Raw genomic sequence first — 22486 nt, forward strand, 5'->3', positions numbered from 1 at the left:
TTACTAGCTTCCTTTTTTATCTTTTTTTCTGAACATTTCCAGCATCCGCTGGGTAACAAGAAATCCGCCAAATACATTGATCGCGGCCAGCGTCACCGCCACGGCTCCCAGCCATACGCCCCAATCGGTTTCCATAGGACCGGCAGCCAGCATTGCACCGACTAAAATAATGCCGGAAATCGCATTGGTTACTGACATCAGCGGCGTATGCAGCGCCGGGGTCACGTTCCACACCACGTGGTAACCTACAAATACCGCCAGCACGAATACGGTCAGGTTAATGATGGTTGGGTCAACTTCGCCGATCATGTTTACTCCTTCAATCCGTTAACTATTAATTCCGGGTCTTGAACAGCAGGGAAGGCGGAAGTGCAAAGCCGGACAGGCATCATTCCTTTCCGCCCACGACTTTTCAGGTTTTACCAGTTACTTCCCCATCGGCACAGACCAGCGTTCCGGAGATGACTTCATCCTCACGGTTCACCTTGAATTCGCCATTCTTCGCATCCAGCATCAGGTTAAGAAAATTCATCAGGTTACGTGCATACAAGGCGCTGGAATCCGCAGCCACCAGTCCGGGCAGATTGGCGATACCGACGAGATGTACGCCGTGCCTCACCACGATTTTGTCCAATTCCGACAGGGGACAGTTACCACCCGCTTCCACCGCCATATCAACGATCACCGATCCAGGTTTCATGGCACGGACGGTTTCTTCCTTGATCAAAACGGGCGCTGGGCGCCCGGGAATCAGCGCCGTCGTAATAATGATATCGGCTGCCGCCGCGCGCTGATGCACCAGTTCACCCTGACGGCGCTTATAATCATCCGACATTTCACGAGCGTACCCGCCGGCCGTTTCCGCTTGCGCTTTCTCTTCCTCGCTCAGCGGAACCTCGACGAATTTGGCTCCGAGACTCTCTACCTGTTCTTTTGCCACCGGCCGCACATCGAACGCTTCGATCACCGCCCCCAGCCGCTTGGCAGTGGCGATAGCCTGCAAGCCTGCCACCCCGGCACCCAGAACCAGTACCCGGGCCGCCTTTACCGTACCCGCCGCGGTCATCAGCATGGGGAAAAATTTCTGATAGACATTGGCCGCCATCAGTACCGCTTTGTAGCCGGCAATATTGGCCTGCGACGATAGCACGTCCATGCTTTGGGCACGGGAAATACGCGGCAGTTTCTCCATGGCGAATGCGGTCAGGCCGTGGCGGGCGAGTGCTTCAATACCTTCCGCCTGGTGCGGAGAAAGCAACCCCAGCAACACGGCATCCTTGCGCATCATCGACAGTTCGCCGGGTTCCGGCCCGCGCACCTTCAGCACGATTTGCGATTGCCCATAAAGCTCCGCCGCGCCGGCTACAATGGTTGCCCCGGCAGCCTGGTACTCCTCATCGGGTATGCTCGCGCCGGCTCCCGCACCGGACTGTACCAGAACAACATGAAAGCCTTTGGCGGTAAATTTCTTCACCGTTTCCGGCGTGGCCGCAACACGGGTTTCACCCCCGCGGATCTCCGCCGGTATGCCTATGTGCATTGATAATCTCCCTTATTTTTGGACATTTTCTATTTTTTTCCAGAAAACTTGCGAAAATTGGCCAATATCACGGCCTATTAATCGCAAAAACCGGATTATAAAGGAACCTGGGCGCGATGAATTATCCGGATTAACGAAAATAGCTCATTCCTGACAGAGATTCCCGGTAATTTCAAGTCCCCGCCTGGCTCGCTTCCTTTAAGCAATGGCTGATCCACCGGGTGGTAAGCTTCTCCTGGACGCTGTTCTGGCGTAAACGCGATGCCAGTCCGCCGAAATCAACCTGGTCAAGCGGCTGATCCTGATTGAAGCATGAGAATACGTAGGTAATTTCGCCTGTCTCCGGATCTTTGTGCGGTTGCAGACACTGAGCACAGATTTCTTTCATCATGCACTGCATCGGTGAATTGATCGAGCCGATCGCATAGTGATCCGTCTTCAAATAAGGCCGAAGCTTATTATGCCGCGCGGCACCTACCGCCGCCATCATCCGGTCGGAGCCAATAGCGATGATACGATCAGCATCCGACAACAGAATTTTCTGAGGACCCAGCGCACCGCTACCATACGCAGCCATCGCGTCCACGATATTACCAACGTAACTAAAATCGTCCGGCCGGGAGGGCGTGAAACCCGGTGCTTCATCGCAACACCATATCACGATGTCCGCCGCCGCCTCGATTTCCGCCACCTTATAGCGATCGATCAGTTTCTTGTAACCGGCAAAATATAAAATTTTGGATCCCGCGGCGCGAGCCGCGGCACCAATGGAAAACAATACCGCGTTACCCAGTCCGCCCCCCACCAGCACAACGGTTTCCTCCGGCAGGATCTCCGTGGGAGTGCCGGTGGGACCCATCAGCACTACCGGATCGCCAGGATTGAGTTTGGCGCACAAATCCGCCGACCCGCCCATTTCCAGGGCAATCAGCGATACCAGTCCGTGCGGAACATCAACCGAGGCTCCCGTCAGGGCGATTCCTTCCATCGCCAATTTCGTATCGCCCACCGTGGTGGCGAGTGTGGCAAAATTCTGGAAGCGATAGAATTGACCAGGGTGAAAACGCTCCACCGCCATCGGCGCATGCACCACCACTTCAATAATATTGGGGGTCAACCGCTCGACCTTATGCACGGTAGCGCGTAATCGCCTATTCATTTCAGCAAAAAACAGGCTGGTGGGCTTTGTTGATGCCGGCGCGACGCGTCCGAGCATCCGGCTAACCACCGGATAACCCTGTTTTGCGCTGGACATGGCCTTCACCACATTGCCCGAATAAGATGGATGCAGATCGCCAAAAAAGCTGATGAAACGCCCGTCGTCGCAACGGCTCAGCAATACCATCGAAGTGTCCGGCTTGGGGTTTCCCCGGGGGGGGCTCACTGGGTCGCCGTTTTCATCGCAGGCCGCGAAGTAACGCCCGTTCAGTTTGAAATTCTTTTCGTCTTCTCTGGCAAGTACCGTGTTTGGTTGAGTTCCCGCCGCAACCAAGACGGCGCTGGCGGGTAATTCAGCTTGTCCGGTTTCTTGCCATGAACCTGTTTCATCCAGGACCTGCACCGAGAATTTCACAGATCTCGCATGTTCCCACTTGTCGGCTTCCACTCGTACAGGCGTGAGGCCTTCAGCAAACCAGATGCCCTCCTCCAGCGCCTTTTCGACTTCCTCGTGATTGAGTGTGTAGGATGGGCTGTCGATGAGCCGTTTCCGGTAAGCGATGGTGGCGCCACCCCATGATTGAAGCAATTCCAGTACACGCGGCGCCCGTTCCTCCTTTTCCGCCGTCTTGCGCTCCGCGCGTATGGCGCGGGCGTGACTGAGAAACTCCTCGGCTATTTCCCGCTCTTCCTCATCCCATGCGCCGCGAATCGCCGCTTCACCCTGTACGGCTGTAAGAATCTCATAACGGCGAAGAAATTTTTCCACTTGTACGGGGTAATAAGCAAGCGCTTCGGTTGCCGTGTCGATGGCGGTCAGGCCTCCGCCGATCACCACCACGGGCAGGCGTAACTGCATGTTGGCAACGGAATTGGTCTGCGCCGCACCGGATAACTGCAGCGCCATCAGAAAATCGGATGCGGCGCGAACACCCCGTGCCAGCCCATTGGGCATATCGAGCACAGTGGGACGCCCGGCCCCCGCAGCCAGCGCCACATGATCGAATCCCATGGCCAAGGCGTCATCGGCGGTAAGCGTTCCACCGAAGCGGACGCCGCCAAAAAGTGCAAACTCTTCCCGCCGCTCCAGAAGCAAGCGGATCAACTTCAGAAAATTTTTGTTCCAGCGTACGGTAATTCCATATTCGGCAACACCGCCAAAACCTCCCGGCATGCGCTCATCCAGATTTTCTTCGAGCTCGCCGGCATCACGAATGGCATTGAATGAAACATGCTCACCCTGACTGTTCACACCTGAAAGTTCTGGATCCAAAGGCTCTATCTTGAGACCGTCAATGCCAACCACGGTATGGCCATCGTTCATCAGATGATGTGCCAGGGTATATCCAGCGGGTCCCATGCCCACTACCAGCACCTTCCGGCCGGTTGGTGCCTTCGGAACCGGCCGCCGCAGGTTGAGTGCATTCCATCGGGTAAGCAGACTATAAATTTCGAAGCCCCAGGGCAATTCAAGTACATCCTTGAGTGTACGCGTCTCCGCCTGCGGGATATCGACCGGTTCCTGTTTCTGGTAAATGCAGGACTTCATGCAATCATTGCATATGCGGTGGCCGGTACCCGCGCACATGGGATTGTCCACTACGATCATCCCCAGACCGCTGATGGCAAGCCCTTGAGTCTTTAATTTGTGGAACTCGGAAATGCGTTCCTCCAGCGGACATCCGGCGAGGAGTACACCCAACTGGCTTTTTTTGAATGATGGCGTTTCTCCCGGCGCCTTCGGCTTCTCCTTTAATCCTTTCGAGCACGAATCCTTGCCCTGCTCATGACACCAAATGCAGTAATTCGCCTCATCCAGGGCACCCACCAGATCGGTGCCGACATCAGTGAGCGCAAAACCCTCCCGGCGCCGTATATGATGAAGGCGATGAACGGTATAGCCGGCGGTGGTGTCGGCATCCGTTAATAAGAGATGCAGATAATCAAGCTTGGCGGGGGCCTTGAACAATATTCCCCCCTGATTACGTTCCCGTCCCGCCGCTGTTTTCAGCGCCCACGCCGCATAGAGCAAAGCATCCCCGAGCCGTTCTTCATTCGTGTTTTCATCCAACAGCCATTCTGTGACTTGGGTTGCAAAAACCAGTTCCGAAAAGGGCTTCCCGAATTCGGCGGCCAGTTTTTCCTCCAATGCGATGCCATCCACTGCGACCGCTTCCGCCTCGCTCACCTTGTTCATCGCCCGGCGCTGTACGAATTGTCTTTTGCAGGCATAAAGTGGAGCCAGCTGATGATGGCGAGCGGCAAGCGCACTGACTTCTTTCTCTATGCCGAACAGCCTGGCAATGAAATCCTCCATCCACGGTGCTACCTCGATCAGCAGGGCTGCTTCCTCTTTGCGATCCAGGCTATCGGGATTGGCGCGAGCAAGATCCAGGCGGACACGCAGCCCGGCCTCCCCTTCATGCAGAAAATCGAGAAATGCCTGATCCAGTCTTACCAGACCATCGCGGCGATACAGATCAGCAAAAACCATGTCGAATCCCAATGCGGGGAAAGCAGCTGTTGCCGGTTCAAGGTGAAGCGCCGATTGTAAGCTTGTTGTCATAATAAGGTCATTGATAGAATGAAAATGAATCAAAAAAGAGGCGGCAAACGTAATCGCTATTTTTTATTAGAGCGCGTCCGTGATTAAAGTTTTATATCCCTATTCAATTTATGTTTTTCACCGCTAAAAAATACAAAAGCGGCAACGCCGCCCCCTTCGCGCTGTCCGCCTTAATCGTCCTGTAGCTTCACAACCTGAACAGCCTTATGCCGGAATCCTCGGCGGTTGACCTAAAACGATCAAACTAATCCAAATTCCTTGCCGGGCAGATCATGCCTGCGGCAACGGTGTTGTTACTTACCTCGTCAATAACAATAAAGCTGCCGGTGGCATGGTTGCGCTGATACTGATCACATACCAGGGGCTGGTGCATTTTCAGCGCAACCCGCCCGATATCATTCATTTTCAAGGTTTCCACCACCTCATGATTAAGCGTATTGATATCCACGCGATAGTCTATACGTGTCACCAGCGCCTTTACGACACGTGTCGTGTGCTTGACGAGATATTTTCGCCGCGGGTCGAGGCTTTGCTCTGACAGCCAACACAGCATTGCCTCAAATTCCTTTGTCACCCAAGGAATGTCTCCCCCGGTTTTTACCAGCATATCGCCACGGGAAATATCCAGATGGTCTTCAATGGTCAATGTTACCGACTGGGGTGCGACCGCGTGATTGATAGTACCATCATAAGTCACGATTTCCTTGATATGCGAAGTCAGCCCGGAAGGAAGCACCTTCACCGCATCACCGACGCTGATGGATCCCGACTCGACCCGCCCCATGTATCCCCGGAAATCGTGCATTTCCTCGGTTTGCGGACGGCACACCAACTGCACCGGAAACCGGAAATCCTCGAGATTGATGTCATGGTCGATGGGAACGTTCTCCAGCAAATCCATCAACGCCATGCCCTTGTACCAGCCAAGTTTTTCTCCGCGCTCCACCACCATATCCCCATTCAGGGCGGACATCGGAATGTACGCAATATTATTCAGCCTGAGCCCGCCGGCAAACGCGGCGAAATCCTCGCAGATCTGCTCAAACACCTCACGGGAGTAGCCCACCAGATCCATTTTGTTGACTGCCACCACCAGATGAGGGATCCCCACCAGACTGGCCAGATACGCATGTCGGCGCGACTGGGTGAGCACCCCTTTGCGTGCGTCAATCAGGATAATAGCCAGATTGGCAGTGGAAGCCCCTGTCACCATGTTACGGGTATATTGCTCGTGACCGGGGGTGTCGGCGATAATAAACTTGCGTTTAGGCGTTGCAAAGTAACGATAGGCCACGTCGATGGTAATACCTTGCTCACGCTCCGCTTGCAAACCATCGGTGAGCAGCGACAGATCGACACCTTCCATGCCGCGCCTGCGAGTCGTATGAGTAATGGCGCTCAATTGATCTTCAAAGATGGATTTCGAATCATGCAGCAAGCGCCCGATCAACGTGCTCTTCCCGTCGTCCACACTGCCGGCGGTAATGAAACGTAACAACTCGGCGTGATCAAACGAAATATTTTCAACTGCTGACATTTACAGCCCTTCTGGAAATTTTTTCACCTGGAATTTCCCGGTCCTTCCGTATCTCGGTGAACGCTTATTAAATTCAAAATCCGGTAACCCGGACACGATAAGGGCATGAGAAAGCAATGCACCGTTATCGCCTGATCCGACTCTATTTATGGGGGCTACTTCAGAAATACCCTTCTTTTTTTCGCAACTCCATGGATGCATCCGAAGTCTGGTCATCCATGCGGGTCGCGCCGCGTTCGGTGATCCGGGTGGTCGCGGTTTCGGCTATGATTTCACTTATGCTGCTTGCCGTGGACTCCACCGGACAGGTGCAACTCATATCTCCCACTGTACGAAAGCGCACCATGATATTTTCCGTTTTTTCGCCCTCCTGAGGCTGCACCAGGTGGGAAACCGGCAAAAGACCACTCCCGCGTCTGATTACATCACGCTTGTGGGCGAAGTAAATATGCGGTACTTCCAGTTCCTCGCGGGCAATGTATTCCCAGACATCAAGCTCGGTCCAGTTGCTGATTGGAAACACACGGATATTTTCTCCCGGATGCACACGGGTATTGTAGATATCCCACAGTTCGGGACGCTGGCTCTTCGGATCCCATTGACCGAATTCGTCGCGGAAGGAAAATATACGTTCCTTGGCCCGCGCTTTCTCCTCGTCACGGCGCGCGCCACCGATGCAGGCATCAAAACGAAATTCGGCGATGGCATCCAGCAGTGTTACCGACTGAAACGCATTACGACTCTGATTTTCAGACCGAAGCACTACTCTCCCCTGGCGGATGGAATCCTCCATACTGCGCACAATCAACCGCTCACCCAGTTGCTGGGCTCGGCGGTCGCGGAATTCAATCACTTCCGGGAAATTATGGCCGGTGTCGATATGCAGCAGTGGAAATGGAAAACGTCCCGGGCGAAAGGCTTTTTCCGCCAACCGCAACAACACGATGGAATCCTTCCCGCCGGAAAACAATAATGCCGGATTGGTGCATTCGGCCGCCACTTCCCTCAGGATATGGATAGCTTCACTTTCCAACGCATCCAGATGGCCCAACTGTCTCGCAATACGTCGTTTGGATGCTGCCGGTTCACTTTTCATCACAGAACCCGGAACGGGAGTAATAAATCCTTGCACGTTGTTTCTCAATAGGGTATCCATCGTTCAGTCCTGATAGTTACGAACCACGAGGCTTTGTCAGCGCCTGGTCATGCTCTTTCTTTTCGTCCCGAGCTTGACCCGGAACAACCATATCCGCTGCCAAACGGGTAGCCACAGCCTTACGGCGCTTGTCCGGATGCAAACCGCACTCCTTGATTTCGGGATTTTCCCACCACCAGCGTCCGGCACGGACATCTTCGCCGGGAGTAATGGCACGCGTACAGGGAGCGCAACCGATACTTGTGTAACCCTTGTCGTGCAACGCGTTATAGGGAACATCGAATTGCTTGAGATAAGCCCACACGTCGGATAGATTCCAATCCAGCAGCGGACTGATCTTTTGCAAACCATTGTCAGCATCAAATTCCGATTCAGCCAGACCCTTTCTGGTCGGCGCCTGATCACGGCGCAGACCGGTGATCCACGCGCGCTTTCCACGCAAGGCACGTTTCAGTGGTTCCACTTTACGAATATGACAACATGTTTTGCGCAACTCCACGCTGTCATAGAACGCATTGGGACCATTCTGCGCAACGTATGCTTCCACGGCGGCAGGCTCGGGAAAATATACGGGAACACGAATGCCATAGCGCTCCGCCACTTCTCTCATCAGGCTATAGGTTTCTTCCGGCAGGCGGCCGGTATCCAGTGTAAACATTTCAATGCCGGGATAATACCGGGCGATGATATCCGTCAGCACCATATCCTCGGCACCGAAACTGTTGGCGAAAACGGCCGGAGCATAGTCTGTCTGCACCTTATCCAGCAGTATGCGCACGTCGGCAATCTTTTGATCCAGGCTCATGGCATCGATTCAATAACGGACATCAAGACTTGCTATAACGTGACCGATGACTGTGTCTGCTGGAGCGGCAATGGCTTGGCCGAAGCTTTTAGCGGCAGCGCGCCAGTCAGGTCAAGCTGATGATCGAAACCAAGGCAGAATTCCGCAGTCTCCATCGTCCACGCATCCAAGTCGGAAAACCATTCGGTCAGTCGAATATCACTCAATTCCTCGACCGGGCTCGCGAAATCCTCCGCGAATTTAGCCAATTGCCTGGATAAACGCGGCTTGGTAGGCAATACGCGACGCAGCTCCTCCGCCTGCTTGACCAGATCATCGTACTTCTGGCCACTGAGCAGCTCCGTCACACCCTGGCCGATCAACCGGGCGATCTCCTCCGCACATTTGACTGAATCTTCGAATTTTCGCTGGAACTTCAGCGCATCCCGGTAGTTCCGCTCATGGGCCGCTTCAAAAAAACTTGAACCGATTTTTACCTGACTGACTCCCGCACACTCGCCACCACCCAGTTGCAACACCTTGAAATCGCCATCCTTGCCATGATCGCGCAAGACAGATTCCAACTCCTCCGGCTTGACTTCGCCTAGATCCGCGAGCAGATCGGCGAAATAAGCCTTGCCTACACGCCTGGTCCAGGAGAAGAATGTTTCATTCGCCTCGCGATTGGATGCATAAGCCGATTTCACACGTTCCACCGCCGTCTCCACACGTGCCGAGGGAATCGACGGGCCTTTGATCGCCAGCGCTCCGCGCGCCATGCCATTGCCGCCAAAATACATCTGATAATGTGGCACAAGCTTGCCGTGCATGCGCTTGCCTTCCCCATAAATGCCAATGTCGCCGGTCTCGGGCTGTGCACAGCCGTTATGACACCCTGAAACACGAATTTTCAGATCATGCTTGCCACCGCTCAGTTTAGGCCCGACGATCGTGCTTGAAGTTATTCCCAGACGGCAAGTGGAAGTACCGGGACAAGCCACCACATCATCACCCGCCCGGGGTTCCCCCAGACCCAACGCAGCCAGGGCAGCTCGCAGCGGTTCGATTTTGGTTTCCGGCACATTCGGCAGAAACATGTTCTGATCCTGCGTTGCACGAATTTCATGCAACCCGTAAGTCTCGGCAATACAGGCAAGACCGCGCAGCTGCACCACACTTAGATTACCCATCGGCACACTGATCGGAAATACGTGATAGCCAGGCTGCTTTTGTGCGAACACATGACGCGGTGCACCAATACCGGGGACTTCGCTGTCGGCGCCACCGCTCCATTCGCCCTTGGGGTAATCCTGGGTCGCCAGTGCCGTTTTAGTACGGGCCAATTCTTCGCGATACTTTTCGATAAAGCCTTCGGGACCGAATTTGTCGACCAGAAACTTGATCCGCGCCTTGGCGCGCTTGATACGATCGGAATAGCGGTTGTGCAATGAAATAACAGCCTCCATCACAAGCAGCAAATCCTTTTCTTCGACGAACTCTTCAACGACGATAGCCTCGTGCGGTTTGTGTCCGAGGCCCCCTCCGGCCAGAACCTTGAAACCGAAACGGTCGCCATTGCGCACCGCCACGATTCCCATATCGTGCATCATGCCCTGGGCGCAATCGGATTCACAGGCCGAGAAGCTGATCTTGAACTTGCGCGGCATTTGCTGGGTCAGCGGATTGCGCAAAAAATGCTGAACCGCCCCGTCGAGATGCTTTGTGACGTCGACATGCTGACGAGGACACACCCCGGACAGCGGACAGGCGGTGACGTTACGTATTGTATTGCCGCAGGCCTCGCGCGTCGTCAATCCAGCTGTGGCCAGGTAACGAAGCACCGCGGGCGTATCCTCGAGCGGTACGTAATGCATCTGGATATCCTGACGCGTGGTGATATGGACAACATCATGATGCGCATATTTTTCCAGCATATCGGCGATCACGCTCAATTGCGGTCCGTTTACGCGCCCTCCGGGAAGCTTGATGCGCACCATATTGACGCCTTCCTGCCGCTGCCCGTAAATCCCCATTTGCAGACGGGCGGCGGTAAAACGATCGGCATCCATGCGCAGGCCCTGATAATCCTGCAGTGCCTGATCAAACGAATTTATTTCCTCGTCGTTGGCAAGGTAATTCAAGTGACTCATTCTGAAATCTCCACAATTTATGGTCGCGTCATTTTGACGCCGGCGGCAAGAGATCGCCGTAACTATTGACATAGCGGGTCGGGCATTGACCCCATCCACTCCGGGACCGGTCTGCCGCGGGCCGGATAGAATTCATCATTCCTGCCTAAATATAACCCGGCTCTATAACGTCCGCTCGCACCTTTCCCGCCGTATACCGCGCGTATAACCAGATATGTTGCCTCGGAAACAGCATAATAGCAACGGGTATATATATCACGAAAGAATATTATGTTAGATTATTATAACCTAACATTATTTAGAGTAAAAATCATGAAATTGCAGCAATTGCGCTATTTATGCGAAGTTGCCAATCAGGGCCTGAATTTGTCCAAGGCTGCGGAAATACTGCACACTTCGCAGCCAGGAATCAGCAAACAGATACGTCTCCTGGAAAACGAGCTTGAAGTGGATATCTTCGTACGCAACGGCAAGCGTGTGGTCAGAGTCACGCCACCGGGACAGGCCATCCTGGAAATAGCCGAAAGAATGCTGAAAGACGCAAAAAATCTGAAACAGATCGGCCAGGAATTCGCTAATGAAGCCACCGGCTCTCTCACTATCGCCACAACCCATACCCAGGCGCGATATGCGCTTCCCGCTGCCATCAAGCATTTTACCGCATGTTACCCAAAGGTAAAATTAATTTTGCGCCAAGGCAACCCGACCCAGATATCGGAACTGGTTACCTCGGGAGAGGCGGACATTGCGATCGCCACCGAAGCGATCGCATCGTTTGAGGAACTGGTAATGCTGCCATGCTACCAATGGAATCGTTGCGTCATCGTCACGCCGAGACACCCGCTGCTTAAGCTTGAGAAATTGACGCTGGAGGCTATCGCCCAGTATCCGATCATCACTTACGATTTTGCTTTTACCGGCCGATCGAAGATCAATCAGGCGTTCGATGCAAAAGGTCTGACTCCCAACGTGGTGCTTACCGCCATTGACGCGGATGTCATCAAGACGTATGTGGAATTGGGACTAGGTGTCGGCATCCTGGCCCAGATGGCATTTGAACCAAAGCGTGACAAGCATCTCAGATCCATCGACGCAAGCCATTTGTTCGAGTCCAGCACCACTCGCATCGGCATCAGCCGCAATAGTTACTTGCGAGGCTATGTTTATGATTTTATAGAAACCTTTGCTCCCCACCTTGACCATGCGACAATTATCGCCGCGATGAAGCAGCATTCATGAATGCGACGGTTCCCCAAGGGACCTGCTCTTCGGGTATCTCGCATACAACATGGAGAACTTGGGACGGTATAATGCACTTCATCCTGATTCCATTTCCGCCATGAACGCGATCAAGCTTCTTCCCGATCTGCTTATCAGCCAGATCTCGGCCGGCGAGGTGATAGGGCGGCCAGCCTCGGCACTCAAGGAGCTGCTGGAGAATAGCGTGGATGCCGCAGCCACGGAAATAACGGTGCAGCTTTTCCAGGGGGGAATCAAACTAATCCGTGTCGCGGACAACGGGACCGGAATCTCCCGGGATGATCTGCCGCTTGCGCTTGCCCGCCATGCGACCAGCAAGATCAACACATTGGAAGATCTGCAGAAAATAGCGAGCCTGGGCTTTCGTGGCGAAGCATTGGCAAGTATCGCGGCTGTTTCGCGCTTGACATTGACAAGCCGTGGGAGAGAGGAGAAACACGCCTGGCAGATACAAACAAAAGACCGTCATCTGTCACCGCCCGAACCCGCGGCTCTTGCCTCGGGCACCACGGTGGAAATACATGACCTTTATTTCAACATACCGGCACGGCGCAAATTCCTGAAGACCGAGGCTACTGAATACGCTCATTGTGACGAAATATTCAAGTGGATTGCCTTGTCGCGCGCTGACATCGGCTTTACGCTGCAACACAATGGAACCCTGCGCAGGCATCTGCGCCCGGCGGATCCACGGCTTCGCATTGCGGCGATACTGGGAGATGAATTCGCCCAAGCCTCGGTATTCGTCGACGAACGAGCAGCGGACTTGCGGCTGTGGGGTGCATCAGCGTTGCCCAACTACTCACGATCATCGCGCAATAACCAGTATTTTTTTGTCAATGGCCGTTTCGTACGCGACAAACTGATTGCTCATGCGTTACGCGAAGCCTATCGCGATATCCTCCATCCGGATCGGCATCCGGCTTTTGCGCTATTCCTGGAAATGAACGCCGATGGCGTGGATGTGAATGTGCATCCCACTAAAACCGAGGTTAAATTCCACGATTCGCGTGCACTGCACCAATTCATTTTTCATACAATCAACAAAGCGCTGGCATCGCCGCAATTGGCATCCGTAGCCTCTGTATCCCCCGCCCGGGACCAGGAGCCGAGGTACGGAAGCCGGGCGGTCGTTGCCCCATTTTCCACCTACGCACAGCAGCGCATCATGCCGCTTGCGCCGCAGATAATGCCGGATGCGGCATCCGCGCTGCCAGGGATGGCGGCCCAATCACAAGCGTTCTATCAAACCCTGTTCGACACCGGCACGGGATCATCAATTGATTCGATGGCAACTGCGATCGCTGACAAAAAACAGGAGGTCCCGCCCTTGGGATTTGCCTTGGGACAACTACTCGGCATTTATATTCTGTCGCAGAATGACCGCGGCTTATTGATCGTGGACATGCACGCGGCGCACGAGCGGATATTATATGAAAAACTCAAGTTGGCGCTCGACAACCACAGCCTCTCGATGCAGCCTTTGCTTATCCCCGTGACATTTCAGGCGGATAGCCTGGATATCGCGACAGTTGAGGAAAACAGTGCTGTCCTGTGCGAGCTCGGGTTTGAAATCTCGGTGTTTTCCCCCACTATGCTGGTGGTACGGGCTGTACCAGCCACTCTCAAGGACGCCGACGTGATAAAACTCGCGCACGATGTAATAAGCGAGATCCGGGAATTTGGTGCCAGCCAGGCATTGACCGGCAGACGTAACGAACTTCTCTCCACCATGGCCTGCCATGGCGCGGTTCGCGCTAATCGTATGCTGACCATTCCGGAAATGAATGCGCTGTTACGTGAAATGGAAGCGACCGCACGCTCCGGCCAATGCAATCACGGCCGGCCAACGTGGTTTGAGATCAGTCTTGCCGATCTCGATAAAATGTTCATGCGAGGCAGATGAAAACCGGGCTCCTGGGAGGTCTTTCGCCAAGAATTTTCCTACGCGATTACTGGCAGAAAAAACCCCTGCTTGTCCGTAACGCCCTGCCTGGCTTTCAGGGATTGCTGGCTCCCGGCGATCTCATTGACCTCTCCTGCCGGGATGATACGCAATCACGGCTGATCACACAGAGGAACGGCAAGTGGCAAGTCGGGCACGGTCCTTTTGCACGCCGGTCTTTTTCGCGTCTTCCGAAGAAAAAATGGACACTGCTGGTACAGGATGTCAATCACTTCCTTCCCGCAGCCCGCGAATTACTGCTTAAATTCAATTTTATCCCCCACTCTCGCCTGGATGACCTCATGGTCAGCTATGCACCCAGCGGGGGCGGGGTCGGCCCTCATTTTGACTCATATGATGTTTTCTTACTGCAGGGGATGGGGCGCAGGATCTGGCAGATATCCGCCCAGCGGGACAAGGGATTGGTTGAGGATGCGCCGCTAAAAATCCTGCGTGATTTCAGAAGGGAACAAGAGTGGATACTGGAATCAGGCGATATGCTGTATCTACCGCCCGGCTACGCGCACAATGGGGTGGCAAAAGACGATTGCATGACCTATTCAATCGGCTTTCGCGCACCGGCTCACCAGGAGCTTGTCACTCAGTTCCTCATTTACCTGCAGGATCATGCCGCGATCAAGGGCATGTATAGTGATCCCGATCTCACCTTGCAGCCGCATCCGGGACGCATTGGTTCGGCCATGGTGGATCAAGCCGGCACGGCACTCGATAAAATCAAATGGAATCGCATGGATGTAGAGCTCTTTATCGGGACCTATCTCACTGAGCCCAAACCCTACGTTTTCTTTATGCCGCCATCGGATCCCCTGACGGAGAAAAAATTTGTTCATGAGATCAGAGAAAATGGATTACAACTGGATCTAAAAAGTCGTATGCTGTACAGAAAGAAAACCATCTTTCTGAACGGGGATGCATATACAGCCGGTGCCACTACGCGGCGATCATTGGAAAACCTCGCTGATCGCCTCATATTGCCGACGGCGAAGCATTTTAACGACGAGGCTCTTGCATTGTGCTACCAATGGTATCTCTATGGTTATATTGAAATAGCAGGCCGACCAGCCGGGATTGGTACATAATTTTGTCATGGATTGGTGTTCACTCAGGCGGTTTGCAATTCAGCCGGCAAATGGGCTGCGTCGCAGCCCGTGAGGTAAAAAAATGATCAGCTACTGTTTTAATGATTCACTGAAAGCCTTGCCCCTTGGCCTTTACCACTATCACCTATGGCTCTGGGATGGACCATAAAAACTGGACAACATATCTTAATTCTGCTATTAAGATAGTGGTCTTTTCAGATTTGAATGGCCGAAATATTTTGATGATCTACCCGTGACTCGTTATAAACCATATAAAGGAGATTAAAAAAATGAAGTACTCGCTCCTCGCTGCCGCCCTGGTACTGGTACTAACCGGATGTGACCAACTGAGACAGAAAGAACCCGGAGAAGGGAAGCCGGGACAATATCCCCCGAGCCTCTGGGAGAAACGTGAAGGTCAGGTAAGTGATGCGGACATTGAAGCGGCCCAAAAGGCCGAGGCCGAAGCCGCCGCAGCGGCAGAGGCAAAGAAAAACGAACCCCCCAAATAATGGGCATTATATATATAAATAAGAATAAGCCCGCATTAAGAAAAGCCGTCCTTCGGGGCGGCTTTTTTCTTGTGGAAGACCGATTCCAGGAACAGGTAACGCATGAGCCTGCGGTTTCGGTTTGAATGACCACAAAGCTTTTGTTATACTGTGATTCCCTGTAATGAACTATAGGATAACTGAATAATGAAATACTCGTTTCTCGCTGTCGTCCTGGCGGCGTTAACATTAACTGCTTGTGATGGAAAAAAACACCCCATGGACAAGCCTCCGCCTTCCGCCTCGATCGAACGTGAATCAGCACCGAATTTTGACGAACTTGATAAACCTGCGACTGATGCGGCCAGCGGCACTGATGCCAATGTTAACAAGCAAGCACCCAGTAAATAATGAAAAACGGAAAGCTATTCCTTAGAATGGCCTTTATTGCTCGAAATAAGACTAAATAAGCGGATGCGGTAACCAATTGCTTCAAATTTGAGTGGTCCGGGGTATTTTTTTTAGTCCTGCGTATTTTTGTTATATACTATGGTTCGTCACAATCTATTTAATATTTTACTTAAGGAAGCCAGATATGAAACTTTCACTCCTCGCCGCTGCTTTGGTGGCTCTGACATTGACAGCATGTGATAGGCCCAAACAGGCATTGCCCGAGAATTCAACCACCTATGGAACCAGAACGGAAGAAGGCACGACGATGGATCAAGAACGTGCTGCTGCCGGCACTCCAAAAGAAGAAAAAGCTGCTGCGGCAGAGGGTGAAGATGAATATGCGGGACAGGCTGTTCTCCCGGGACACGCGCTTGATGGCAACGGCAACCCCATAAAGGAAGGCCAAAGCGCCATTCCGGCCGGCCACTAAAGCAGTAGGTAAATGCAAAAGCCACCCTTAGTGGTGGCTTTTTTATTGTACATGAACGACTCGCGTGATAAATCGTGAATCACTTCTTTTGATTCCGGCAATCCAGTCCCCTCATTTACGCATCCAGCTTGCCTCGAAAAATCAGGCAGCGTCGTTATACTAATTTTTCCAACTCTTCAGAGGAAATAAATAATGAGACTTACCTTTCTGGCTGCCACCCTGGTAGCATTGACAATGACTGCCTGTGGCAAACCGAATCAGGCGCTTCCTGAGCAGGAAAAGGCAAACTTCGAAAAAATCACTTCTCAACCCGCCACGCCAGCTTCCACCACGGCTGATTCGAGTACCTCCGCCTCTACCGTTGATGCCGCCAAACATAAAATGGATGACGCAGTCGACACCAGCAAAGATGCCATAGCAGACACCGTTGATGCTGCCAAAGAAAAAGCCGCGTCCGCCGGGGATAAAATTTCGGAGACGATTGACGCCGCCAAGGAGAAGTCGGAAGCCGCTAGAGATACGGTGAGTGAAAAAACAAGTGCGGGAGCGGACGCCGTGAAAAACACTGCAGCCGATGCGAAAAAAGATGTGTTGGATACATTGAAGAAATAACCCCATTCTGAAACTGGAAAAAGCCGCCATCCTTAGGGCGGCTTTTTATTGCCCTGGATATTTACAGTATGGCAGAGCCAAAAGCAGCTCAACTTAATGATTGTTCCCAAGGCGAATTAAAATCAGATCAACTGACGCCAGCCAAAACCCTCGCTCTGATCGGCCACCCCAATCCAGCCAGCTTCACAGTTTAAAACGCTACTCAGCGTGGCCTGTGCCAGCACCGGTGTATTATTCTTTTGACTCAAATGCGCAGCGATGACGTGTTGCAGACGACTGCAATCGAGACTTGCAAGAAGTTTTGCGGAAGCAGTATTTTCAAGATGACCAAGACGGCCGCCGACACGCTGCTTGAGATTTTGCGGATAGTCGCTATTCGCGAGCATCCGGGCATCATGATTGCATTCCAACACCAGTGCATGGCAACGGCTCAAGACCGCCTCGATATGAGGTGTGGAGCATCCAGTATCCGTCAATACGCCTAATCGCAACGCGCCGTTACCGAATACAAATTGCGCGGGCTCCTGGGCATCATGCGGAACGGGATAAGGCTCCACCTCGATATCCCCAATGGAGAAACGCCGATAACCATCTATGATATTTATCATCGGCAATAATGCGAATGCTTTTTCCACCCCGCGCAGGGTGCCGTGCGTCAACCACACCGGGATATTGAATTTGCGTGCAAACCGCGCTACGCCGCCAATATGATCGTCATGCTCGTGAGTGACTATGATTCCATTTATCATAGCGGGATCGAGACCGAGCCGCGAAAGACGAGCGATAGTCTCTTTCAGGGTAAAACCGCAATCCATCAGTAATCGGGTGCCCGCCACCTCGACCACGAGACCGTTCCCCTGTGAACCGCTACCTAAACAGGCGAATCGCATGCCGTAGTGAGCAAGTCTGATAATGGGGGGCGCATTTTACCGGCATGTGAAGGCATATTTTCAATTTTACCATCACTACCGCAACCTCCATCAACTACCCGTTAACATTCACATGAAAAGGAAGATTTCCGGCCGTATGATCGAATACAAGGCAAGCCTGACGGCCAGGTCGTATGTCACAAAATGGAAGTTGTTACCGGCTGGAGGAGCTTGTTGTCTCTCAAAAATAATTTGGATATCTCAATTGCGGGGAGCGGCTGCGCCAGGTAATAACCCTGGATTTCGTCGCAACCCCGCACTCGCAGAAAATCCAATTGCTCGAGGGTTTCCACACCCTCGGCTACCACCTTGACGTTAAGGCTATGGGCCATACCGATAATTGCCGTCGCAATTGCTGCATCCGCGGGATTTGTAGTCACGTCCGCAATAAAGGAACGATCGATTTTCAGCACATCGACAGGAAATCGCTTCAGATAGGCCAGGCTTGAATAGCCAGTCCCGAAGTCGTCGATCGAAATCCGGATCCCAATCGCTTTCAGCCTCCTGAGCGTATCAATCGTTCTTTTTGCATGCGCCATCAGTGAGCTTTCCGTCAATTCCAATTCCAGCATATCGGAGCCGATGCTGTTCTCCCTCAAAGCTCTTTCCGTCTGGAGCTCGAACTCAAGCAATTCCGGCTCGACATTGTTCTCTTGGGTGGCTCGAATAACATCCCGATTCAGATTGCCTTGTGAAAACTGTCTTCCGGATACATTGACCGATACAGGGATTTCTCCGACTCCCGAACGTCTCCATTCCGCGATTTGTTTGCACGCGCTATGGATAACCCATGCCCCCACACGATTGATCAACCCGGTTTGTTCAAGAACGGATATGAACTCGAGCGGCGCAACAAATCCATATCCGGGACGATTCCATCTTATCAGCGCCTCCACCCCCGTGATTCTTCCTCTCCCTGATAGCTCCATTTTCGGCTGGTAATACAAAACGAATTCATGTCGATCGAGCGCCAGCCGTAGGGCATTCTCCTGATCCAGTTTCTCGATCGCACGTTCATTCATTTCCGCTGTAAAGAAGCGATACGTATCCCTGCCCGCATTCTTTGACCGATACATGGCGATGCCACCGTTCCGGATTAACGTATCCACATCAAGCGAATCCGTCGGATAAACGCTGATTCCAATACTCGTCGTCACAGTCACCTTGTGGCCCGACAACGCGAAGGGCTGGCGTAATGTCTCTCTGAGCTTGCTTGCAACAATTCCGGCATCCCCTGAACCATCAGGGGTGATCAGAATGCATCCGAACTCATCGCCTCCCAAGCGCGCAATCATATCCCTGACACGCAGGCATTCCAGCAAGCGCAGACTAAACTGGCGCAGCAGCTCATCGCCAAGAACGCGTCCCAGTGTGTCGTTTATATTTTTGAAATCATCAATATCAAGAAATAGAATCGAAACAACTCGCTGATTTGTTTCAGCTTGTTTGATAATCTTCCTTAGCGACTCATAAAATAGAGCCCGGTTGGGAAGACGGGTAAGCGCGTCATAACGTGCGAGCTGCGGTAGCCGCCGGTCAATTTCCTTACGATGCCTGATGTCACTCATGCTTGATATTTCTCGTTTACCATAACAATACAACCGGTATCGGGCCGTCGCATTCACAGGGAATGCCATTCGCTCCCATGCCAATCTGTACGATTCCATGATTCAATTGGATGGCACGCGCCCTAGTGAAAAACCCCGGCCATTTATGCTCCGACTACTCCAGTATTTAGTAAGCATGATTCGTGCCAACTATTAAAAGAATTTGTATCAATTTGTATCCGCAGAATCCCCCGGGTTATCACAATAACCGCGGCAGAGCGTCTGTGCGAGACGGGATGTCCAAAACCCGGGGAGGCGAGACATCCGATAGCTGATTCCTTTCATGACAAACGACAAGAAGAACACGCGCAAAGTACCGCCCATAAAGACTTCCATGACATCCAGCCGCCAGCCGCATTTGATAAATCCCACGACGTTCTATCTTCTCCATACGCGCTATGCTGATTCCTATTTTTGCCGGCATACATTCTGGAAAACCTGTTCGGGGGCTTACTCGCGCGTATAAGTGGGTTATTTATCGGGAAGCTTGAGCAGCGTTGTAAAATTTATCGATAATCAGCGCAATAAATTATATGCGCGCGTGTTTACAATACTATTTTCCAGGAAAACCAAGGCTGAGCATGCTGCACAATACGATGGAATTCATGGCCCATTGGGGCATAACCGCCCTCTCTCTGTGGCTTGCGAGCATTATCTTTCACGGCATTTCATTCACCAGTAAAAAATCCCTGTTTGTTTCGGCCCTGCTATTGGGTTTCGCCAACGCGGTAATCAGACCTATTGTTATCATCTTGACGATTCCATTAACGCTCATTACGTTCGGATTTTTCTTGCTGGTAATTAATGCGCTTATGATGCTTCTGGTATCGACCATTGTGCCGGGATTCAGGATTTCAGGGTTCTGGACAGCTTTTTTTGCGAGCATCTTCGTAACGCTTCTCAGTTTATTTGTGGGATTGTTCATATTCCAGTCCGGCGAATATCCGATAAATCTTCCCGTGCATCAAGGTGTGATGATCTGACGAGCCACGAAAGAGATGATACGGAGGCATATCGCCCGTCGACCCTCATTCGGAGTACGACTACATGCGATCAGCATTCATGTGAGTACTCCGCTCCAGCTTCGCAATATCCAACAGCAGCGACAATTTTTTTGCATCGATATTCTGTTCGAATGGCAACACGCCCACCAGCGGACAATTGAGCCTCTGCTTCAGTGTGAGTATGTTTTCATCAAATGCGATCATTTGTGGATCGATGCGATTCGCCACCCATCCTGCGAGCTGCAGTCCCGTTCCGCGCACTACCTTGGCAGTCAGTAGCGCATGGTTAAGACACCCCAGTTGCATTCCTACCACCAGTATTACTGGAAAACCTAGCGCTCTCGCCATGTCGGAACCGTCCTGATACTCATTAAGCGGCACGAGAAAACCACCCGTACCCTCGACAATTACCAGGTCGGCTTTTTTTTGCAATTCGAAACAGGCCTTGCAAATGGTTGTCATGTCGATAGTGATACCCGCCTGGCCAGCCGCGATATGCGGGGCAATTGGCGGCGCCAGCGCATAAGGATTTACTTGCTCACGCGGAGCGATAACAGTGCTTGCCGCCAGAAGCAACTCCACGTCCATATATTGGCCGTTCTCGCATCCCACCGCTACCGGCTTCATACCTACGGCCGTGTTGTTACGCGCGCCAAAAGCATGCAGCAAGGCTCGGCTGACCAAGGTCTTGCCCACTCCCGTACTGGTGCCGGTGATGAAATAACCTTTTCCCATCTTTCCCCGGTTGGCCAATGCGTTTACTTGAAATCCGAATTTATAAAATTAGGCAAAAAAATCATTATGTCATATAAGGCCGAGTTGTCGTCTGAGTTCGGGTGTGACAATTGGCGTTCGCGGCTGCGGCTTCCAGGCGTGGCCGTAAACGACTTCAAAGGTTGCTGGCAGTTTGCCTTCCATTCGTAGCATTTCATAGTGATTTACCGCTTTTTGCCATGCGGCTTTTCCGGTCAAACCACGCCGCCTTCCCTGGGTGACATTATGAGCACCGATGGCTTTAAGGTCCCGCATCACGCTGGTTACGTCCTCATAGGTCAGCGTAACGTATTCCATATCCATGACCGGCGTGGCGAAACCGTTATGCACCAGCATGTCTCCAATGTCGTGCATGTCTATAAAACGATTAACGTGACTATAACTATCCACGTCACGGAAAGCATGGCGCAATTCCTTCAAGGTGTCCGGTCCGAAAGTGCTGAACATGAACAGACCACTGGTTTGCAGTATCCGGTGTATCCCGGCAAACGTATGCTTGAGGTCATTGCACCATTGCAGCGTCAGATTCGACCACACCAAACCGGCACACGAGTCTTTCAACGGCATTTGCTCCATGTCACCGCACACATAGCTTGTCTGATTCCCGCGAACAGCCAGCCACGGCTTCCACCAGGAAACGGGAGGGCGCGCCTGAGAATGCATGGCCGCCGCGATATCAATCGCCAGGATCCTGGCGGCAGGGTAGCGCATCAGCAATTTGCGCGAGCCATAGCCTGTGCCGCTGCCGACATCGACAATTACATCGGGTGTGTGCTTGATATAATCGAGCCGCGACAGCATCCGGTCGCACACCTCACGTTGCAGAACCGCTGTCCGGTCATAACTCGCCGCTGCCCGCTCGAAGGAACTACGCACCTGGCGCTTATCGATGGTATGGTCGTAATTCATTTAAACCTGATCCGGCAGCCAATCGCTTACAATTAATTCTAATACTTTGATTCATAACTATTTTTTGTCACTCAGCTTTAC

At 52.5% G+C, this 22486-nt stretch carries 19 protein-coding genes; 8 read left to right on the forward strand and 11 right to left on the reverse strand.

All coding sequences use genetic code 11. The features are described 5' to 3' along the window. Window positions 1-3 precede the first annotated feature (3 nt). The 7 genes from EBAPG3_RS12225 to EBAPG3_RS12255 form a co-directional block, all read right to left on the reverse strand. Window positions 4-309, reverse strand: coding sequence for an NAD(P) transhydrogenase subunit alpha part 2 (locus tag EBAPG3_RS12225; RefSeq protein WP_040852741.1), 306 nt, complete (start codon window positions 307-309; stop codon window positions 4-6). A 103-nt stretch (window positions 310-412) separates the two neighbouring features. After that, entirely contained in the window at window positions 413-1540 is a 1128-nt protein-coding gene (locus EBAPG3_RS12230) for a Re/Si-specific NAD(P)(+) transhydrogenase subunit alpha (RefSeq protein ID WP_040852739.1), read from the reverse strand. 172 nt (window positions 1541-1712) lie between these two features. Next, on the reverse strand, window positions 1713-5264 hold the full coding sequence (locus tag EBAPG3_RS12235; protein ID WP_004179229.1) for an FAD-dependent oxidoreductase: 3552 nt from the start codon (window positions 5262-5264) through the stop codon (window positions 1713-1715). A gap of 244 nt (window positions 5265-5508) precedes the next feature. After that, on the reverse strand, window positions 5509-6801 hold the full coding sequence (gene cysN, locus EBAPG3_RS12240; RefSeq protein WP_004179226.1) for a sulfate adenylyltransferase subunit CysN: 1293 nt from the start codon (window positions 6799-6801) through the stop codon (window positions 5509-5511). A 160-nt stretch (window positions 6802-6961) separates the two neighbouring features. Continuing rightward, on the reverse strand, window positions 6962-7897 hold the full coding sequence (gene cysD, locus EBAPG3_RS12245; protein ID WP_051049050.1) for a sulfate adenylyltransferase subunit CysD: 936 nt from the start codon (window positions 7895-7897) through the stop codon (window positions 6962-6964). Window positions 7898-7973: 76 nt separating this feature from the next. Further along, window positions 7974-8762: a phosphoadenylyl-sulfate reductase gene (locus tag EBAPG3_RS12250; RefSeq protein WP_004179216.1), complete on the reverse strand. Its 789-nt coding sequence runs from the start codon at window positions 8760-8762 to the stop codon at window positions 7974-7976. Between the two features lie 32 nt (window positions 8763-8794). Continuing rightward, a complete protein-coding gene (locus EBAPG3_RS12255) occupies window positions 8795-10891 on the reverse strand; it encodes a nitrite/sulfite reductase (RefSeq protein WP_004179214.1) in 2097 nt (698 codons plus the stop codon). A 312-nt stretch (window positions 10892-11203) separates the two neighbouring features. Here EBAPG3_RS12255 and cysB point away from each other — a divergent pair, with 312 nt between their 5' ends. From cysB to EBAPG3_RS12290, 7 genes are all read left to right on the forward strand, one after another. Then, window positions 11204-12130, forward strand: a complete 927-nt coding sequence (cysB, locus tag EBAPG3_RS12260; protein ID WP_040852736.1) for an HTH-type transcriptional regulator CysB — start codon at window positions 11204-11206, stop codon at window positions 12128-12130. Window positions 12131-12230: 100 nt separating this feature from the next. Beyond that, the gene (gene mutL, locus EBAPG3_RS12265; protein WP_040852773.1) at window positions 12231-14057 is read left to right on the forward strand and encodes a DNA mismatch repair endonuclease MutL; all 1827 of its coding nucleotides are present in this window, start codon (window positions 12231-12233) and stop codon (window positions 14055-14057) included. Next, window positions 14054-15196, forward strand: a complete 1143-nt coding sequence (locus tag EBAPG3_RS12270) for a cupin domain-containing protein (RefSeq protein WP_004179211.1) — start codon at window positions 14054-14056, stop codon at window positions 15194-15196. The genes mutL and EBAPG3_RS12270 overlap by 4 nt, the downstream gene beginning before the upstream one ends. A 290-nt stretch (window positions 15197-15486) precedes the next feature. Further along, window positions 15487-15708, forward strand: coding sequence for a hypothetical protein (locus EBAPG3_RS12275; RefSeq protein ID WP_004179210.1), 222 nt, complete (start codon window positions 15487-15489; stop codon window positions 15706-15708). Window positions 15709-15894: 186 nt separating this feature from the next. Continuing rightward, entirely contained in the window at window positions 15895-16098 is a 204-nt protein-coding gene (locus EBAPG3_RS12280) for a hypothetical protein (RefSeq protein WP_085922038.1), read from the forward strand. 184 nt (window positions 16099-16282) lie between these two features. Next, on the forward strand, window positions 16283-16570 hold the full coding sequence (locus tag EBAPG3_RS12285; RefSeq protein ID WP_004179207.1) for a hypothetical protein: 288 nt from the start codon (window positions 16283-16285) through the stop codon (window positions 16568-16570). Window positions 16571-16762: 192 nt separating this feature from the next. Beyond that, complete coding sequence (locus EBAPG3_RS12290) at window positions 16763-17182, forward strand: hypothetical protein (RefSeq protein ID WP_004179206.1); 420 nt, start codon at window positions 16763-16765, stop codon at window positions 17180-17182. Between the two features lie 122 nt (window positions 17183-17304). Here the strand turns inward: EBAPG3_RS12290 and EBAPG3_RS12295 are convergent, their stop codons facing one another. Together EBAPG3_RS12295 and EBAPG3_RS12300 are read right to left on the reverse strand one after the other, a co-directional pair. Beyond that, the gene (locus tag EBAPG3_RS12295; RefSeq protein WP_040852733.1) at window positions 17305-18072 is read right to left on the reverse strand and encodes an MBL fold metallo-hydrolase; all 768 of its coding nucleotides are present in this window, start codon (window positions 18070-18072) and stop codon (window positions 17305-17307) included. A 176-nt stretch (window positions 18073-18248) separates the two neighbouring features. Beyond that, on the reverse strand, window positions 18249-19679 hold the full coding sequence (locus EBAPG3_RS12300) for a putative bifunctional diguanylate cyclase/phosphodiesterase (protein ID WP_051049048.1): 1431 nt from the start codon (window positions 19677-19679) through the stop codon (window positions 18249-18251). A 620-nt stretch (window positions 19680-20299) separates the two neighbouring features. Between EBAPG3_RS12300 and EBAPG3_RS12305 the strand changes: the two genes are divergently transcribed. Continuing rightward, the gene (locus EBAPG3_RS12305; RefSeq protein WP_004179200.1) at window positions 20300-20701 is read left to right on the forward strand and encodes a phage holin family protein; all 402 of its coding nucleotides are present in this window, start codon (window positions 20300-20302) and stop codon (window positions 20699-20701) included. Window positions 20702-20761: 60 nt separating this feature from the next. Here the strand turns inward: EBAPG3_RS12305 and bioD are convergent, their stop codons facing one another. Then, window positions 20762-21457, reverse strand: a complete 696-nt coding sequence (gene bioD / locus EBAPG3_RS12310; RefSeq protein ID WP_040852729.1) for a dethiobiotin synthase — start codon at window positions 21455-21457, stop codon at window positions 20762-20764. A gap of 69 nt (window positions 21458-21526) precedes the next feature. Next, window positions 21527-22405 carry a malonyl-ACP O-methyltransferase BioC gene (bioC, locus tag EBAPG3_RS12315; protein ID WP_004179197.1) on the reverse strand — a complete coding sequence of 293 codons (879 nt, stop codon included), beginning with the start codon at window positions 22403-22405 and terminating at the stop codon, window positions 21527-21529. Window positions 22406-22486: the final 81 nt, after the last annotated feature.

The sequence above is a fragment of the Nitrosospira lacus genome (assembly GCF_000355765.4).
Classification (GTDB): Bacteria; Pseudomonadota; Gammaproteobacteria; order Burkholderiales; family Nitrosomonadaceae; genus Nitrosospira; species Nitrosospira lacus.